Source organism: Mesorhizobium sp. M0011 (assembly GCF_040324155.1).
GTDB lineage: Bacteria > Pseudomonadota > Alphaproteobacteria > Rhizobiales > Rhizobiaceae > Mesorhizobium.
Genome location: NZ_JAMYVQ010000010.1, coordinates 70,028 through 85,588 on the forward strand (window position 1 = coordinate 70,028; position 15,561 = coordinate 85,588).

Sequence of the window (15,561 nt, forward strand, 5' to 3'; positions counted from 1 at the left end):
ACTCACCCCGTCTTGCCGTCGGCCAGGCCGAAGCCGCCGACAGGGTGGGTTTCGACCTGGAATTCGAAGCCGGCGATGAACGGCCGCGCCTTGGCGATCGCCGCCTGGACTTCGGGAAGCTGCAGCGAGGCCTTGTGGCTTTCGGCGTCGGTCCACACTTCGGTGACCCAGATCGCATCGGCATCCGCGGGGTCGCGGGCGATGATGTAGTTCAGGCAACCCGGCAGGGCGCCGGTGCTGGCGCGCAGGAGGTCGATGACCGCGTCACGCTGGCCGCGCGCCGCCCGCATCTTGCCGATCAGTCCGTACATTCCGTTGTCTCCCTTTGAGGTTTTCGACAAGAGCGTGCAGACCGCCAGTATGCCGATAGCCGCTCAAGGCATCAACTGGCCGCCATTCACCTCGATCACCTGGCCGGTGATGTAGCCGCTGAGAAGATCGGAAGAGAGGAACAGATAGGCGCCGACGCAATCCTGCGCCGTGCCGGCGCGTCCCTGCGGAATGGTGGCGACCATGCCCTTCATCTGCTCGTCGGTCGAATAGCGCTCGTGGAACGGGGTGAGAATTGTGCCGGGCGCCACCGCGTTGACGCGGATGCCGAAGCCGATCAGCTCCTTGGCCATGCCGCGCGTCACATTGGAGACGAAGGCCTTGGCCGAGCCGTAGAGCCCGGCGCCGCCGCCGGCACCATTGCGGGCGGCGATCGACGAGGTGTTGACGATGAAGCCGCCCTGTTTCTTCAGCCATGGGATCGCCTTGCGCGAGGCGGTCAGCACCGAACGCGCGTTGAGATCCATGACCGCGTCGTAATGCGCCTCGGTCTGCTCGGCATAGGGCACGCGGCCAAGCATGCCGCCGGCATTGTTGACCAGCCCGTCGAGGCGGCCGAAATATTGCGCGCTATCCTCGACGACGCGCTCGACATCGGCGGCAACGGAGAAATCGCCCTGAACGAGAAACACCTCGCCGCCCTTGTCGGCAATCGTCAGGCCGAGCTTCTCGGCGGCGTCTTGACTCGAATTGTAGTGCAGCGCCACCTTGCATTTCTGCGCTGCATAGGCCAGCGCGAGCGCCGCTCCGATGCCGGTCGACGCACCGGTGACCAGCACTGCCTTGCCGGCAAGATCGGGTATGCTGAGTGTGGTGGCTGGCACGGTTCTTCCTCCGGGACGTCTGCCTGTCCTTCGTAGGCCCTTGCCACCCCGGTGTTCAAGCCTTTGAGCAATTCAAGGAAACGTGTGAAACGGTTTCCCGGGAAAAGGAGTAGCGCTTTCCCTTGGGGAATTTGCGCCAAGCAAACCGCTCTACGGGTGCAGATAGGCGTAACCTTGGCCTTGCAGTTCTGCGAGTTTGACGACGCCGCCCTTGTCGGCGGCATGAAACCCGGCGAGCAGGTCGGGGAGCGAAATATCCATGCCTTGCATGGTGTTGGCGCAAGCATGGGATTCCAGCCCCTGCCGCACCAGGCCGGCGAAGCGCCCGGAAATAGCGGCCGATATTCCCTTCGACTTGAAGCTGGCCAAGGCCGGACCATGCACGACCAGCACGATGTCGACATTGCCGCCGGTGCCCTCATAGTGGTTCTTGATGTTGCCGAGCACGAAATTGACCTTGTCGGTGTCGCTCAAGTGGTAGGCGACTTTTTGCCTTGTGGGCTCGGTGGCGGCTGCCTGTGCTGCCCGCAAACCGAGAAGCGTTCCGGTTCCGGCAAGAACCGCGCGGAATATGTCGCGCCGACGCATGGCATCCTCCTTCGCTTGGCGGGCCGCCGCGAATTGCGTGGCTGCGGCCGCAATACTAGCATAAATTGACGTTGCGTCCTGTCGATGCGGAGGAGAGATCACATGGCGTTCAGGGCAGGGGAATGGAAGACAGTCGCCGGCGCCGGGTTTGGCGCGGCGCTGCTTGGCTTGCTTGCCGGACCGGCCTCCGCCGACTATGCGCTGAAGCTCACCGAACTCAGTCCGAACGGCGCTGATGCCTGTTTCGGCCGCGTCTATGATGCGGGGCATCTCAAGGCGCACCCGAAGCAGAAGGTGGCCCGGATCTTCTTCTACTACGGCCATGATCCAGTCAGCCGGCCGAACGAGGAACCGACCGCGAATTCCGACACGTCCTACAATGCTTTCATCGCCACCACCGTGCGCGGCGCCAAGTCGCCGGAATGGGCCGGTGGCTGGTGCAATCATGCGTCCGAGAACGGCAAGACAGGCCCGGTCCATTGCGGCATGGAATGCGACCGGACGCTTGCGTCGCTGAAGGTCGACGACAAGGGCCGGCTGTTCCTCTCGGATCTGCAGCCCGACATCTATCTCGATGCCGGATCGGAAGAGGAGCTTAGCGCAGCGGAATATCACAGGCAGGCGCTCGGCAAGGATGACGACAATTTTCGCCTCGACCCGATCCCAGCGGCGACCTGCAAGGCGGAGTTCGCGCGCATCGATCCGGTCGACCCGGCGCTAGGCCCGCCGCTGCGCGAGCGTCTGAAGCCGGACCAGGCATTCTGCTATGGGCGCGACTATGATGCAGCGCATCTCGGCTCGCACTCCGATCAGCTCACCAAGTCGATCCGGGTTTTCCGCGGCCCGGTCGAACTGGCGTCGTTTGCTTCAGGGGGCGACGCAGCCAACTGGCCTGATGGCGCCGACATTGCCGTTACCGTCACCACACGGCAGAAATCGGCCAAAGTCACGCAGACCTATTCCTGCCAGGCCGAAGCCGACCAGTGGCGCTGCGCGGCCAGTTCGAAGATGAGTGATTTCTCCTGCGACATCGCGCAGAAGGAGATTTTCCTCAAGCGTGGTGCCGATGGCACGATGATGCTGGCCAATCCCAACAGTGCACTCGCGATCGTCGACCTGTGTTCGAAGGCCGCCGACGGCAAGACGAAATCCGACGACAAGGTCTATCGGCTGCAGCCAATGCCGCAATCGGCCTGCGCGCCTTGAACTCACCCTTGTCTATGACGCCATGAAGAGATATATCTTTGCTATATCTCATTTTGAGGATAGCATAATGGACAAGGCAAAAGTGTTCTGGTCGGGCCGGTCACAAGCTGTGCGTCTGCCCAAGGAATTTCGTTTCGAAACAGACGAGGTTTCGATCCGCCGTCACGGACAAACCGTCATCCTCGAGCCGCTAGCGCAGGATTGGGCATGGCTGGATCAGGTGATCGGGCCGATTGATAACGATTTCGCCGAGGCAGCACTGGAACATCAAGACGGGCAGGATCGACCTGCCTTGGATGATGTTTTCAAGTGATCTACCTGCTCGACACCAACGCCGTCATCGCGGTCATCAAGGGCGACGCGGGTCTGTTGGCGCTGCTGAAGCGGCACAGGCCGCTGGACTTTGCCCTCTCTGCGATCGTCGCGCACGAACTGTACTACGGTGCTGAAAAGAGCCAGCGTCGGGCTGAAAATCTGGCGCGCATCGAAGCTCTGCAGTTCCCGGTGCTGGAATTCGACCGAGAAGATGCGAGACACGCTGGAGAGATTCGGGCAACGCTTGCGACGTTGGGAACTCCGATCGGTCCCTACGATGCGTTGATTGGTGGGCAGGCGCGCGCTCGGAACCTTTCGCTGATGACCCGTAATGTCCGGGAATTCGAACGGATCAAAGATCTCTCAATCGAGACCTGGTAAATCGCCTCACGCAAACGGCACGGCCGTCGTGCCCTTGGGGAGCTTGGCCTCGTCGTCGGGCTCGACATGGATGGTGACGCGCACCGAGGGGATTTCGGCCTTCAGCGCGTCCTCTATCCGGTCGCAGATGACATGGCTGGCGCCGACCGACATGTCGGCATCGACGACCAGATGAAACTCGATGAAGGTGGCGCGGCCGGCGATGCGCGTCTTGAGGTCGTGCACCTCCAGCGCGCCCTTGCAATTGGCCGAGATGACGTCGCGGATGCGCATGTGTTCCTGGGTGTCGACGGCGCGGTCCATCAGGCCGTTCATCGACGAACCGATGACGTGCCAGCCCTGCCACAGGATGTTCAGCGCCACGAGGACGGCAAGTGCCGGGTCGAGAATCTGCCAGCCGGTCAGGATCGCTCCGACCAGGCCGCCGAAGACGCCGATCGAGGTGACCACGTCGGTCATGATGTGGTTGCCGTCGGCAACCAGCGCCGGTGACTTCTCCGCCCTGCCGGCGCGGATCAACGTCCAGGCCCAGAAGGCGTTGATGACTGTAGCGACGCCGTTGACGGCAAGACCTTCCCAGGGCTGTTCGAGCGGTGCCGGGGTCTGCCAGTGGCGCCAGACCTCGTTGAGGATCAAAAGGGCGGCGAGCACGATCAGCACGCCTTCCAGCACCGCCGAGAAATACTCGGCCTTGTGATGGCCGAAAGGGTGGTCCTGGTCGGCCGGCTTGTGGCTGACCTGGATCGCCCAGAAGGCTGCAACCGAGGCAATGACGTTGACGATCGATTCCAAGGCGTCCGAGTAGAGCGCCACGGAGCCGGTGACGTACCAGGCGGCAGCCTTCAGCGCGAGCACGACAAAAGCGACGATAATCGACCAGAAGGCGAGATTGGCGATTTTGCGCTTCGCGGCCGCCTTGGCCGCGATCGCCATCGTGTTCTCGGCTTCGGCCATGATCGTCAGGCGGCCTTTTCCTTGGCCTTGCGGGGCAGGTGGGCGACGATGTTCTCGATGATGCGCATGCCGGCATTGTGGCCGAGCGTCATGATCGATTCCGGGTGGAACTGTACCGCGGCGATCGGCTCCTTGCGGTGTTCGAAGGCCATGATGACACCGTCCTCGGTTTCGGCCGTGACGATGAAATCGTCGGGCAGGCGAACCGGATCGGCGAAGATCGAATGGTAGCGGCCGACGGTGACTTCCTTGGGCAGGCCGGAGAAGATGATGCCCGGCTTGGAAACGCGGATGCGCGACGGCTTGCCGTGCATCGGCACATGCAGCTGCCTGAGTTCGCCGCCATAGGCCTCGGCCAGCGCCTGCAGGCCAAGGCAGACGCCGAAGATCGGCAGGTCGCGGGCGCGCGCCTTCTTGATGGTGGCGGCGCAGTCGAAATCTTTCGGCGTGCCGGGGCCGGGCGACAGCACGACGAGGTCGGGCTTCAGCCGGTCGAAGACTTCCTCCGGCACCGGCGAGCGGACGGTCGAGACATTGGCGCCGGTCTGGCGGAAGTAATTGGCCAGCGTGTGAACGAACGAGTCCTCGTGGTCGACGAGCAGGATGTTGACGCCGTCGCCGACGCGCGCGGTGGTTCGCTCGGTGCTGGCGGAATTGGCTGTCTTGGCGTCGCGAATGGCGGAGAGCATGGCGGATGCCTTCAGTTCGGTTTCGGCTTCTTCTTCCTCGGGAATGCTGTCGAACAGCAATGTGGCGCCGGCGCGCACTTCGGCAATGCCGTCCTTGATACGGATGGTGCGCAGGGTGAGGCCGGTGTTCATGTCGCCGTTGAAATTGACCATGCCGATCGCGCCGCCATACCAGGCGCGCGGGCTTTTCTCGTTCTGCTCGATGAAGCGCATGGCCCACAATTTCGGCGCGCCGGTCACGGTGACCGCCCAGGCATGCGACAGGAAGGCATCGAAGGCATCCATGCCTTCGCGCAGCCGGCCTTCGATGTGGTCGACGGTGTGGATCAGGCGCGAATACATCTCGATCTGCCGGCGGCCGATGACGCGCACCGAACCCGGCTCGCAGACCCGCGATTTGTCGTTGCGGTCGACGTCCGAGCACATGGTCAGCTCGGATTCGTCCTTCTTCGAGTTGAGCAGTTTCAGGATCTGCTCGGAGTCCGAAATGGCATCGTCGCCGCGCTTGATGGTGCCCGAGATCGGGCAGGTCTCGACGCGGCGGCCGTTGACGCGAACGAACATTTCGGGCGAGGCGCCGATCAGGTATTCGCCTTCACCCAGATTAATGAAGAAGGAATAGGGCGAGGGGTTGATTGCCTTCAGCTTGCGCGAAATCTCGGATGGCTGCGTCTCGCAGCGCTCGTAGAACATCTGGCCGGGCACGACCTCGAACAGGTCGCCGCGCTTGAACGAATCCATCGCCTTGCGCACCAGATCGGCGTATTCGCCGGGTTCATGGTCGCCGCGCGGCGGGATGCGGTCGGGGCTCTTGAACGGCTCGGCGATTTCGTCGCGCGGCAGCCCTTCGGTTGAAAACCCGTCGCCGGCATAGTCGTAGCGGTCGGTCCAGGCCTTGGCCGAATAGTGGTCGACGACCAGGATCTCGTCGGGCAGGAAAAGCACCAGATCGCGCTGGCTTGGCTTGCGCTCGAGCTTGTAGTCGACCGGGTCGAATTGGAAGGCGAGGTCGTAGCCGAAGGCGCCGTAGAGGCCGAGGTTGGCGTCTTCCTCGGTCTTGAACAGAGCGGTGATGGCGCGCAGGACCGTAAATACCGAAGGCACGCGGCTGCGCTCCTCTTCAGTGAAGACACGGCCGGGCTTGGCGACGTCGAGGCGGATCAGTTTCTCCGACGTCTCGGCGATGGTGACGTCGGCGAGGTCGCCCAGCGTCTTGCCGATGACCGGCAACAGCGTCTCGCCACGGCCGTTCAGCGCCTCGATGCGCATGGCACGGCCGCGCGCCGAGACGACCAGCGGCGGATCGATGATGGCGGTGTCCCAGCGCGTGTAGCGGCCGGGATATTCATAATTGGAGGAAAACACCGCACCGCGGCGCGAATTCAGGCCGTCGACATAGGCGTCAATCGCACCTGCATAGGGCCGGTCGTGGCGCGCGCGCGTGATGGTTATGCCACCCGCGGTCACGAAACTTTCCGCGCCGTTTTCCAGAACCTTCATCGTCATTGCCGTCTCCATCAGCTTCTTGGGCAACGGACCCGGGAATGGCTTGGAAAAAACAAATGGCCGCCCGGACTTTCCGTTGCGGCCACCCTCTCTTTTCACGCGCACGTGTTCGAACAGGCCGCTGTCAGCAGGCCCACCACCAAATGGTCTTGATCGAACGCATGTTCATGGCAAAATCCATAGCTGCGAAAGGGAGGATACGCAACAGGTTTGAAAAGCCTGTCCGGTGGCTGTCGCTTCTGCGCCTCATGGTACATCGCCAGAACCGGCTATGGCGCTTAGAATGTTCATCAACAGCAGGAAGACGAGAAAACAATCATGACCGAGCAGATCGAGCGTGCGCGGACGTTCCATTCCCTCCACGTCAAGGGAAACCCGATCGTTCTCTACAACGTCTGGGATCCGGGTTCGGCCAAGATCGTCGAGAAAGCGGGCGCCAAGGCGATCGCCACCGGAAGCTGGCCGGTGGCGGCCGCCTTCGGCTATGCCGATGGCGAGAAAATCCCGCTGGAGCTGGCGCTCGACAACATCAAGCGCATCGTCACTGCGGTCGACCTGCCGGTGACCATGGACCTCGAGGGTGGTTACGGCGTCGACCCGGAAATTGTTGCTCGCACGGTAACGTCGGCACTGCGGGCCGGCGCTGTTGGGTTCAATTTCGAAGACCAGGTTGTCGGTGGCAGCGGCCTGCACGACATCGCTGTTCAGGTAAAACGCATCGAAGCCGCGGCGGCGGCCGTCAAGGCTTCCGGGATACCGGCGTTCATCAACGCTCGAACCGACATCTTCCTCAAGGCGAAACCGGATGCGCATGATGACGCCCTGCTCGACCAGGCCATAGAGCGCGCACAGGCCTTCGAAAAAGCTGGCGCGCACGGCTTCTTTGCGCCGGGCCTTGGCGATGAGGGCCTGATCGAGACACTCTGCAAGGCAATCGCGTTGCCGGTCAACATCATCGCGCTGGCGCATGTGCCGCCGCGCCAGCGGCTGGCGGAACTGGGTGTCGCCCGCATCAGTCACGGCCCGGTGCCTTACCGGCAGATGGCCGAATGGCTGGAGGCGAAGGCGCGGCTGGCTATTTCGGGCTAGGCGGTGATGCTGCATGCAACGGGTTTGGGATTGGCCGAAGCCTCGCAACTTCGTCATCCACGGGCGGAGCAGGAGCGAAGCGACGTCGCGGAGACCCGAGGATCCATGCCGCGACCTCAGTTGAAGGGCGCAGCGGAACAGAATTCTGAACGTAGCGACGCTTTGAAGTCGCGGCATGGATTCTAGGGTCTGCGCCGCGTCGCTTCGCTCCTTGCTTCGCCCTAGAATGACGAAGCTATGGAGTGCTTCGGCAAACTACGAGGCAAAGCTTTCTCAATCTTCCAGCGTCCCCGACCGGGCGTCGGCGCTCTTCCTGTCGCCGACCAGCTTCAACAGATCCTCGCCGGCGCGGATGATGCGGCGCGAGCGGCGGGTCAGGATGATGCCATCCTGCGGCGCAAACACTTCGGTGCGGCCATCGGTTTCACCCGGTGCATGGACGATGGTGGCTAGGCGCGCGCCCTTGGCGACGCGGTCGCCGGGTTTCACGTCGTAGAGCACGGCACCGGCCCGTGGCGCCGGCATCATGTCGATGTTTTCCAATGGCGCCACGAAGCCGGTGAAAGGACCCGGCGCGGGCAGGGCGCTATCGGCGATCACGCCGCGTGCCGTCAGCAGCCGGTAGAGCCCGTCGGCGTCAGAGGCGGCCAAGGCGCCGTCGACATCGAGGATGCCGCGATATTCGACCGTGGTGGCGACGCGGCGGTCGAGCTTGGCTACATCAGCTGGGACATTCTGGTAGGGCATGATCGAGGCGCCCTCGAAGGTGCCGTCGGTGTCCTCGCTCCACAGCACGACTGCGTCGACGCCCATGGCCGCGGCGCAATCGGCCATATCAGGCCACAGGCTGGTGTGGACGTAGAGATAGGCGAGGCCCTCGTCATCGCAGTGCAGGTCGAGCACGATGTCATGGCCGAACGACAGCTGCACCAGCCGCGTCTTCAGCCGCTGGTCGACGCTGCCAAGGGTGGTGTCGGGCAAGAGGGCTGTGTCGGGCGCGGCGAGCAGCGGAAAGCCGCGGTTGAAATTGGTGCGCGTGCCGAGATGGAAGCGGCCCTGATGCTCGCCGAAATGATATTGCGCCCGGCCGACAGGGTTGGCCCAGGGCACGACGGTGAGGTTGCCCTTGATGCGGCCTTCGGCCTCCGCCCTGGCGAGCATCGGCATCAGCGCGTCGATGGCGACGACGCCCGGCAACTCACCGGCATGGAGCGCCGCCTGCAGATAGGCCGAAGGAGCAGCCTTGTCGGAACCAGTGAAGCGGAACAGCGGGAATTCGTAGCAAACCCCTTCGCTTTCGCCGGCGATGCGCTCGATCGATTTCTGCATGACTTCCTCCATCAAGGACCAGAAGACATGCGATTTGAAGGCGCCTATGTCGATTGGTCCAGCCTGCCGCGCTATGGGCGCAAGAGACTATTCAGCCGGGAGCGGGATGACCGGCGCGCGCCGGTCCAGCGCCTGCGACAGCACGGCGACGGTGACCGCCAACAAAGCGAGTGCTGCGCCGACCAGCGGCAAATTGGCATAGGAAACACCGGCGGAAAGGGCTACGCCGCCGATCCAGGCGCCGCTGGCATTGCCGACATTGAAGGCGCCCTGGTTCAGCGTGGCGGCGAGGTTCGGTCCCTCGGAGGCCGCCTCGACGACCCGGATCTGCAGCGGCGGCACGACGACGAAGATGAGCAGGCCCCACAGGAAGACGATGCCGACGGCAACGCTGGCGATTGCGCCGAACTGCCTGAAGCCAACGAAAAGCAGGGCCATCAGCAGCAGCGTGCCGATCACTGTCGGCATCAGTTTCCAGTCGGCCAGTCTGCCGCCGATAATGTTGCCGATGGTCATGCCCGCGCCGAACAGCAGCAGAACCCACGTGACTGCCGAGGTCGACAAGCCCGACACCTCGGTGAGGTAGGGTTTGATGTAGGTGAAGACGGTGAACAGGCTTGCGGAAGTCAGCGCCGCGATCAGCATGGCCAGCCAGACCTGCAGCTTGCCCAGCACGCGCAGTTCGCCGCGCAAGCCGCCACCGCTTGGCTGGGCGACATCGGACGGCACCAGCCAGGCGATCGCTGCCACCGAGATCAGGCCGATACCGACCACGGCAACGAAGGTGGAGCGCCAGCCGAAGGCTTCGCCAAGTGCGGTTCCGGCGGGAACGCCAAGGATGTTGGACAGCGTCAGCCCGGCGAACATCAGCGCGATGGCGCTGGCGCGTTTGTTGCGCGGCACCAGGCTGGCGGCAACGACCGAGCCGATGCCGAAGAAGGCGCCATGGCCGAACGCGGTGAAAACGCGCGCGGCCATCAGCGTCCAGTAGTTGGGCGAGATGGCGCAAAACAGATTGCCGACGACGAACAGCACGGCCAGCCCGACCAGCACCGGCTTGCGCGGCAAATGCGCAGTGGCCATGGCGATGATCGGGGCGCCGAAGACGACGCCCAGCGCATATCCTGTGACCAGCAGGCCCGCAGATGGGATCGACACGCCGAGGTCGGCGGCGACCTCGGGCAGCAAGCCCATGATAACGAATTCGGTGGTGCCGATGCAGAAGGACGCAATGGCAAGCGCAAGGATCGGCAAGGGCATGGGGCGTCCAGACTGAATCGGTTCAAATTGAGACTGCGCGAGGAGCTATCCCGCGCGCAACACACATTGCTGCAACGCAGCAATGCAGAAACCGTAGATCAATGGAAAACGGGGCACTCAAGCGCCCGTTCTGCTGATCATCCGTCGAGGAAGAACAAATCTTCCAGGATCATGGCGCCTTCGGCAAGGCATAAGCGACGATGTAGTCGCCGCGATCGGGTGACTGGCGCGCCCCTCCGGCCGAGACGACGACGAACTGACGACCGCTTTCGGGCGAAGTGTAGGTGATCGGCGTCGCCTGCGCGCCGACCGGCAGGCGGCCCTTCCACAGCTCCTCGCCGGTGGCGACGTCGATGGCGCGCAGATAGTAGTCCTGCGTGCCGGCATAGAAGACGAGACCGCCCGCCGTTGTCACCGGACCGCCGAGCGACGGCATGCCGACCGGGATCTGCAGGCCGGTCTTCATGCCAAGTGGGCCTGTATCCTGCAGCGTGCCGGCCGGAACCTGCCAGACGAGCTGGCGCGACTTCAGGTCGATGGCGCTGATCGTGCCATAGGGCGGCTGATGGCAGGGCACGCCCAAAGGCGACATGAAGCCGTTCTTGAGCGCACCATAGGGCGTGCCGAGCTGGGTGCCGAGACCATCATGCGCCGCCGAGGGTCCGTAATTGTCGGCCTCGGCGCGCGGCAGCAGGACTACGAATTGCGGCATGCGGATGTCGTTGACGACCAGGTAGCCATTGGCCTCGTCGATCGAGGCGCTGCCCCAGTTCATGCCGCCATAATAGCCGGGAAATTGCAGCGAGCGCGTCAAGCCGGGAGGTGTGAATTCGCCCTCGTAGCGCAGCTTCTTGAAGCCGATACGGCAAAAGAGCTGGTCGAGCGGGGTGGCACCCCACATGCTTGCCTCGGTGAACGGCTTGTCGCCGATCGAAGACATGCCGGCCGAATAGGGCTGGGTCGGCGACAGGAAGTCCTCCTTGGCACCGCCGTCCTGCGGCACCGGCTTTTCCTGCACCTCGGCGATCGGCTTGCCGTCGCGGCGGTCGAGCATGAAGATCTGGCCGCGCTTGGTCACCTGGATCAGCGCCGGCACCTTGCCGCCCTTGCCGTCCGGCACATCATAGAGCGCCGGCTGCGAGGGAAGGTCGTAGTCCCAGAGGTCGTGATGCACGGTCTGGAACTTCCAGCGCTCGCGGCCCGTGGCGATGTCGAGCGCCACGACCGAAGCGGTGTAGTCTTCCGCCGCCTTGCTGCGTTCGGCGCCGAAGAAGTCGGGCGTGGCGTTGCCGGTCGGCAGATAGACGAGACCGAGCGCGTCGTCATAGCTCGGCGTCGACCAGACGTTGGGCGTGCCGCGCGTATAGCTCTCGGGCGGCAGCTTGGTGATATCAGGATTGCCGAGATCCCATGCCCACATCAACTCGCCTGTCTTGGCGCTGAACGCACGAACGGCGCCGGAAGGCTCGCCAGTCTCGACATTGTCCCAGACCCAGCCGCCGATCATGATGAGATCGCGCATGACGGTCGGAGCCGAGGTCTGGAAATAGAAGCCGGGCTTGACCTCGCCCATGCCTTGCTTGAGGTCGACGGTGCCGCCCTGACCGAAATCCGGGCAGGGCTGGCCGGTCTTGGCGTCGATCTCGATCAGCCGCGCGTCGATGGTGGTCATGACGATGCGTCCGGCGCAGGCAGCCGCGTTGACACCAGCCGCTGGCGCGGTGGCGTCGGCCGTGGGCTCGTAGTAGCTGACGCCACGGCAGCGCTGCCACAGCGGCGCCGAGGCTTTCGGGTCGAACTTCCAGCGCGGCTCGCCGGTCTCGGCGTTGAGCGCGTTGATGACATTTGTCGACGAGCAGGTGTAGACCGTGTCGCCGACCTGCAGCGGCGTGTTCTGGTCCTCGGCGCCCTTGACCGGGACATCACCGGTGCGGAAGGTCCAGGCGACCTTCAAATCCTTGACATTGTCCCTGGTGATCTGGTCGATCGGCGCATAGCGCGTGCCGGCCGGCGTGCGGCCATAGTGGCGCCAGTCGGTGCTGGAGGCTGCCGCGGCCGGCGTCGGCGCTTCGGTTGCGGCGACCGTGTTGCGGATCACGCCATGCGGCTGGAAGGCATAGGCGGCGGTGGCGATCAGGCCGATCACGAGAACACCGGCAAGGGCGAAGGGGCCCCGCTTGCCACTGCGCGATGACGGGAACAGCGGCGCCAGCAGAAGAGCGATCACGGTGAGCACAGCCGGGGCCACCAGTCTCGGCACCAGCGGCCAGAAATTGAGGCCGGCCTCCCAGAGCGCCCATGGAACCGTGGCGACGAAAATGAGAATGTACAGCCAGAAACCCGCGCGCCGACGCAAGGCAAAGAGGAAGCCGGAAACGATGATGCCGGCACCGGCGAGCGCGTAATACCAGGAGCCGCCGAGGCCGATAAGCTGGACGCCGCCATAGAGCAGCGGCAGGCCTATGACCATCAGCACCAGGCCGAAAAGAACGAGCAGCCAGACGCCGCCGGATGTGTTGGTATCTTGGTCTGACATGTCGATCCTCACGCGGGTCTCGCGGTCGCGGCGGCCAAGAAAAGGCCGAGGGCGATCAATGGAGGCCGGCTTCCGGTTTCGGCGACGGGGGCTTCGCCAGGGAAAATAATTTATCGCAACCTAATAGATAGCATGTTATCTTTTCCGCTATGCCCAAGCAAGACCCGGATCGAGCCAGGTTTGGCCAACTCGTTATATCAGTCGCCAGGCTGTGGCGGCGCGCGGCCGACAAGGCGCTCGACGATTGCGGCCTGTCGCATGCCACCGCCATGCCGTTGGTGATGCTGTCGCGGCTCGGCGACAATCTCCGCCAGGGCGTGCTTGCCGATCATCTCGGCTTCGAGGGGCCGTCGCTGGTCCGCATCGTCGATCTGCTGGTCGAGGAAGGGCTGATGACGCGCGCCGAGGACACCATCGACAGGCGGGCGAAGATCCTGTCGCTGACCAATGACGGCAGAAAGCGCGTGACCGAGATCGAGCGCCTTCTGTCGGTGCTGCGGACCGATCTGCTCAAGGACGTTGGCGAGAGCGAATTGAAAGGGGCCGTACTTTTGCTGAGCCGGCTGGAGACGAAATTGACCGGGCTCGGTTGATCGGGGCCGGAAGGCGGGTCTCAAGCCAGCGGCTTCAGTTCCTGAGCAATGGTGGGCAACAGTTCCGAGACATTCGGGTGAATATGCACGGCACGCGCGAGCGTGTCGACGGGCGCCTTGGCGTACATCAGGTCGAGCACGCAATGGATAACCTCGTCGCCGCCGGGTCCGAGCACCGAGCAGCCGAGGATCTCCCTCGTGTCTGCGTCGACCAGGATCTTCATGAAACCCTGCGTCTCGCCCTTTTCGATAGCGCGGCCGACGCGGGTCATCGGCCGCTGGCCGACCAGCGCGCGACGGCCGGATTTCTTCACCGCGGCCTCGGTCATGCCGCAGCGGCCGAGCGGTGGGTCGATGTAGAGCGCATAGGCTTCGATGCGATCACTGACCTTGCGCGGATCATTGTCCAGCAGGTTGGCGGCGACGATCTCGTAGTCGTTGTAGGAGGTGTGGGTGAAGGCGCCCCTGCCGTTGCAGTCGCCCATCGCCCAGATGCCGGGCACGCTGCTGCGCAACTGGTCGTCTACAGAGACGAAGCCGCGCTTGTCGACCTCCACGCCAGCCCTCTCCAGGCCGAGGTCATCGGTGTTGGGCGTCCGCCCCAGAGCCAGCAGCACGTGAGAGCCGACCACCGGCGGTTTGCCGGCGGAGAAGGTCACGGCAATGTCCTGGCCTTGTCTGGCGAAAGCGATGTCGTCGGCGCCGAGATGGACCGCGATGCCTTCGTTTTCGAGGATCGACAGGATGGCGGCAGAGACGTCCTCGTCCTCGCGGCCGGTCAGGCGTGGGCTCTTTTCGATGACTGTGACCTCCGAGCCGAAGCGGCGGAACATCTGTGCGAATTCGAGCGAGATGTAACTGCCACCGACGACGATGAGATGGCGCGGCAGCACGTCGAGATTCATCATCGAGGAATTGGTCAGATAGTCGATGTCGTGGATGCCGGGCAGGTCTGGGACCGAGGCGCGGCCGCCGGTGTTGAGGAAGATATTTTCGGCGGTCAGCAGATCGTCGCCGACGCGCACCGTGTTGGCGGATTCGAAACGCGCATGGCCGCGATAGAGGGTGCATTTGTCCATGTCGGCAATCCAGGTCTCGAGATTGGTGCGAGCGTCGATCGTCACCTTGTCCTTGCGCGCCTTGATCCTGGCATAGTCGACGCCGACGGGGCCACTGAGCGTCACGCCGTAGTCGGCGGCGCGGCGCGCCAGATGCGCGGCATAGGCGCTGGCGACCATGGTCTTGGTCGGCATGCAGCCGGTGTTGACGCAAGTGCCGCCGACCAGCTTGCGCTCGATCAGCGCCACGCTCCTGCCGGCGGCCGTCAGCCGGCCGGCCAGCGGAGGGCCAGCCTGTCCGGCACCGATGATGATGGCGTCGAAGGTTTTCGTCGTCATGCCACCGCCGCTACGATCAGCAGACCGCCGATGATTGCCACCGCGTCCTCGATGAAGGCGGCGGGCTGATCCTTGCCGAAGGCGGCTGCCAGCCGGCCGCGTACTTCGGCGCCGCCCAGCGTGCCGATAACAGCGCCGATGGCGCCGGCGATCAGGCCGCCGATGGTGGCGCCACCGGTGGCGCCGATCACCGCGCCGGTGAAGGCGCCCATGACGATGCGGGCGCCGAACTGCTGCGGTACCTTGCGGCTCGGCGTCGACGGCAGTTGGTCGGTGACCAGTTCGACGATGCACAGGATGGTGAAGATGCCGACAGCCGCCCAGTGGCTCATGAAACTCGCCCAGGTGCCGGCCACCGGCAGCCAGCCGAGATACGCACCCCAGGCCACGGCGGCCGGCGCGGTCATGGCGCGAAGACCGGCAATGACGCCGATCAGAAGTGCGAGAATGTAGAGCATGGTCGATCCCCCTCGATCACCGGGCCAGGACGGCCTTGAGACGCAGGCTACCATAGGTCCAATATTTGACCAGTACTTGCATCGGCGCTTTTCTGTTGGCTGCACT

General features: G+C 63.9%; 15 protein-coding genes. 5 read left to right on the forward strand and 10 right to left on the reverse strand.

Annotated features, from left to right (window positions below; genetic code table 11):
* Window positions 1-2 precede the first annotated feature (2 nt).
* The 3 genes from NKK51_RS13895 to NKK51_RS13905 form a co-directional block, all read right to left on the reverse strand.
* Complete coding sequence (locus NKK51_RS13895) at window positions 3-311, reverse strand: putative quinol monooxygenase (RefSeq protein ID WP_127290228.1); 309 nt, start codon at window positions 309-311, stop codon at window positions 3-5.
* A gap of 63 nt (window positions 312-374) precedes the next feature.
* The gene (locus NKK51_RS13900) at window positions 375-1,154 is read right to left on the reverse strand and encodes an SDR family NAD(P)-dependent oxidoreductase (protein WP_352553373.1); all 780 of its coding nucleotides are present in this window, start codon (window positions 1,152-1,154) and stop codon (window positions 375-377) included.
* A 150-nt stretch (window positions 1,155-1,304) separates the two neighbouring features.
* Window positions 1,305-1,742 (reverse strand): DsrE family protein, encoded by a 438-nt coding sequence (locus tag NKK51_RS13905; protein ID WP_352553374.1) that lies wholly within the window; start codon window positions 1,740-1,742, stop codon window positions 1,305-1,307.
* 102 nt (window positions 1,743-1,844) lie between these two features.
* Here NKK51_RS13905 and NKK51_RS13910 point away from each other — a divergent pair, with 102 nt between their 5' ends.
* The 3 genes from NKK51_RS13910 to NKK51_RS13920 all read left to right on the forward strand — a co-directional run bounded on the left by NKK51_RS13910 (window position 1,845) and on the right by NKK51_RS13920 (window position 3,644).
* A complete protein-coding gene (locus NKK51_RS13910; RefSeq protein WP_352553376.1) occupies window positions 1,845-2,948 on the forward strand; it encodes a hypothetical protein in 1,104 nt (367 codons plus the stop codon).
* 67 nt (window positions 2,949-3,015) lie between these two features.
* Window positions 3,016-3,261 (forward strand): antitoxin, encoded by a 246-nt coding sequence (locus tag NKK51_RS13915; RefSeq protein WP_352553378.1) that lies wholly within the window; start codon window positions 3,016-3,018, stop codon window positions 3,259-3,261.
* Window positions 3,258-3,644, forward strand: coding sequence for a type II toxin-antitoxin system VapC family toxin (locus tag NKK51_RS13920; protein ID WP_352553380.1), 387 nt, complete (start codon window positions 3,258-3,260; stop codon window positions 3,642-3,644). Before NKK51_RS13915 ends, NKK51_RS13920 begins: the two co-directional genes overlap by 4 nt.
* 6 nt (window positions 3,645-3,650) lie before the next feature.
* Here NKK51_RS13920 and NKK51_RS13925 read toward each other — a convergent pair whose 3' ends face one another.
* Entirely contained in the window at window positions 3,651-4,598 is a 948-nt protein-coding gene (locus NKK51_RS13925; RefSeq protein ID WP_023809882.1) for a cation diffusion facilitator family transporter, read from the reverse strand.
* Between the two features lie 5 nt (window positions 4,599-4,603).
* Window positions 4,604-6,793: an anthranilate synthase gene (locus tag NKK51_RS13930; RefSeq protein WP_352553382.1), complete on the reverse strand. Its 2,190-nt coding sequence runs from the start codon at window positions 6,791-6,793 to the stop codon at window positions 4,604-4,606.
* A 318-nt stretch (window positions 6,794-7,111) separates the two neighbouring features.
* Between NKK51_RS13930 and NKK51_RS13935 the strand changes: the two genes are divergently transcribed.
* Entirely contained in the window at window positions 7,112-7,882 is a 771-nt protein-coding gene (locus NKK51_RS13935; protein ID WP_023809880.1) for an isocitrate lyase/PEP mutase family protein, read from the forward strand.
* Window positions 7,883-8,155: 273 nt separating this feature from the next.
* Here the strand turns inward: NKK51_RS13935 and NKK51_RS13940 are convergent, their stop codons facing one another.
* From NKK51_RS13940 to NKK51_RS13950, 3 genes are all read right to left on the reverse strand, one after another.
* Complete coding sequence (locus NKK51_RS13940) at window positions 8,156-9,211, reverse strand: succinylglutamate desuccinylase/aspartoacylase family protein (RefSeq protein ID WP_352553384.1); 1,056 nt, start codon at window positions 9,209-9,211, stop codon at window positions 8,156-8,158.
* A gap of 87 nt (window positions 9,212-9,298) precedes the next feature.
* The gene (locus tag NKK51_RS13945; protein WP_352553386.1) at window positions 9,299-10,471 is read right to left on the reverse strand and encodes an MFS transporter; all 1,173 of its coding nucleotides are present in this window, start codon (window positions 10,469-10,471) and stop codon (window positions 9,299-9,301) included.
* A gap of 169 nt (window positions 10,472-10,640) precedes the next feature.
* Window positions 10,641-13,007: a membrane-bound PQQ-dependent dehydrogenase, glucose/quinate/shikimate family gene (locus tag NKK51_RS13950; RefSeq protein ID WP_352553388.1), complete on the reverse strand. Its 2,367-nt coding sequence runs from the start codon at window positions 13,005-13,007 to the stop codon at window positions 10,641-10,643.
* Window positions 13,008-13,156: 149 nt separating this feature from the next.
* Here NKK51_RS13950 and NKK51_RS13955 point away from each other — a divergent pair, with 149 nt between their 5' ends.
* Window positions 13,157-13,600: a MarR family winged helix-turn-helix transcriptional regulator gene (locus NKK51_RS13955; protein ID WP_352553390.1), complete on the forward strand. Its 444-nt coding sequence runs from the start codon at window positions 13,157-13,159 to the stop codon at window positions 13,598-13,600.
* 20 nt (window positions 13,601-13,620) lie between these two features.
* Here NKK51_RS13955 and NKK51_RS13960 read toward each other — a convergent pair whose 3' ends face one another.
* Together NKK51_RS13960 and NKK51_RS13965 are read right to left on the reverse strand one after the other, a co-directional pair.
* On the reverse strand, window positions 13,621-14,997 hold the full coding sequence (locus tag NKK51_RS13960; protein WP_352553392.1) for an FAD-containing oxidoreductase: 1,377 nt from the start codon (window positions 14,995-14,997) through the stop codon (window positions 13,621-13,623).
* Window positions 14,994-15,455, reverse strand: a complete 462-nt coding sequence (locus NKK51_RS13965; protein WP_352553394.1) for a DUF4126 domain-containing protein — start codon at window positions 15,453-15,455, stop codon at window positions 14,994-14,996. The genes NKK51_RS13960 and NKK51_RS13965 overlap by 4 nt, the downstream gene beginning before the upstream one ends.
* Window positions 15,456-15,561 lie beyond the last annotated feature (106 nt).